General features: G+C 36.8%; 3 protein-coding genes. All 3 read right to left on the bottom strand.

Annotated elements, in window-relative coordinates; translation table 11 throughout:
* Positions 1-80 precede the first annotated feature (80 nt).
* Positions 81-245, bottom strand: a complete 165-nt coding sequence (locus tag F6K13_RS32665; RefSeq protein WP_192901158.1) for a DUF5989 family protein — start codon at positions 243-245, stop codon at positions 81-83.
* A complete protein-coding gene (locus F6K13_RS32660; RefSeq protein WP_124146027.1) occupies positions 246-659 on the bottom strand; it encodes an SxtJ family membrane protein in 414 nt (137 codons plus the stop codon).
* Between the two features lie 184 nt (positions 660-843).
* Positions 844-1,317 carry a hypothetical protein gene (locus F6K13_RS32655; protein ID WP_287289857.1) on the bottom strand — a complete coding sequence of 158 codons (474 nt, stop codon included), beginning with the start codon at positions 1,315-1,317 and terminating at the stop codon, positions 844-846.
* Between the last annotated feature and the right edge of the window lie 202 nt (positions 1,318-1,519).

Raw genomic sequence — 1,519 nt, 5'->3', positions numbered from 1 at the left:
TGGAAGAGTAACAGTCCCCTTCTAAACGTTTACTGCTGACTGCTGACTGCTGACCGCTGACCGCTTTTTTAAACGTCAAATTAAAACAAAGTATAAATAAACGGTGCAATTACAGAAGATTGACTCAGAACAATCAAAGCTCCTAACAAAACTAAAGTAATAATCAAAGGTAATAACCAATATTTTTTCCGCTCTCCCATAAAACCCCAAAGGTCTTTGAGAAAGTCTAATATTCCTTCAAACATTTAAAAAGGTCGCTCCATACTTTCTCTAGTTTTTAATTGACTCATCACCCGATAAGTTGAAGTTTCAGTATTCAATTGTCGTTCCATTGGGTCTTTTTTAAACATTCGCATAATCAAACCCATTGGCATAACTACAAGATAAAATACTAACCCCATCCATAGGGGAGTCATTATTTTACTCAGGAAAATTCCCACCCGCATCCAAAACTTATAAACAGGTCCCAAAGTTGGGGGTGAAACAATTGCCAATACCAATAGAGGAGTAGCAATTATCCAAGGCCATGCAGGAGGAGGCCAATGTCTGTGGAGTAACGGTAGTAATAGACCGAATAAACCGCCAAAAACACCACCCACTATTAGACCAAATTCCCTGAGACCCTTCTTATCAATTTTCGGTATCTCGCGATCGCTCATTAGTTATCCATAATCAATATTTTGTTAACTTTTAACTCCTAGCAGAAAAGTCATCAAAAGTCAATATAAGTTGGGTAGAACGGTAGTGATGCCCAAAAGCCTTAAACACTTGTCACCCCGTAAGCTTTTTGAGCGTTCTAGACTCAAACAGGCGCACTTGTTTCCACTCTAAAATGGAAATAAACTATACGTAGATTTGTTTGCTAGGTTGCCTTGCAGTAGCTGGATTCGATTTAGTATCTATAAATTGCACAGAATGAAAAGTATTAATCCACAGATGAGCGCCACAACTTGCTGGTTTGTAAGGTCGATAGACTATTTGGCAAGGACCTGAAATATATAACTCATAACCATAATGGTTATCACTGCCATGCTTGACTGACACTACAGCTTCCAATTCTGTTGGAGGCTTACCTTTATTACTTTTAATTTTGTTTTGATTGACATGAATCATTTTTGGTGTAGTAGTTTCTCTCTTGCGCCACATACCTTTCGGACCGCGCCGAGCCGGAATTATTACAGGCATTCCACTGTCTGAAACTGGTATTTCCCAGAATCTACCTTTTTTCTCAGCTCCTTTAACTCTTCCTTGAGCAAGTAAAACTAATAAACGTTGACGAGATATACCTAATAAAAAAGATGCTTCTCTAGTACCCATAATTTTTTCCCTTAACTGTTGGACAATAGTTAGTTTTTAATAAAAAGGCAATTTTGATAATTAATTTTACTTAAGAACAATACTAAATGAAATTCTAGAATCTACCATTTTTTTGAGATCCTTTGACTCTTCCTTGAGCTAATAAAACTAATAAACGTTGACGAAGCATCTTTTTTATTAGGTATGTTTCGTCAACGTTTAA

Source organism: Okeania sp. SIO2B9, assembly GCF_010672505.1.
Taxonomy (GTDB): domain Bacteria; phylum Cyanobacteriota; class Cyanobacteriia; order Cyanobacteriales; family Microcoleaceae; genus Okeania; species Okeania hirsuta.
Note: the sequence above shows the minus strand (reverse complement) of the source record. Positions and strands in the feature narration are given on the sequence as shown.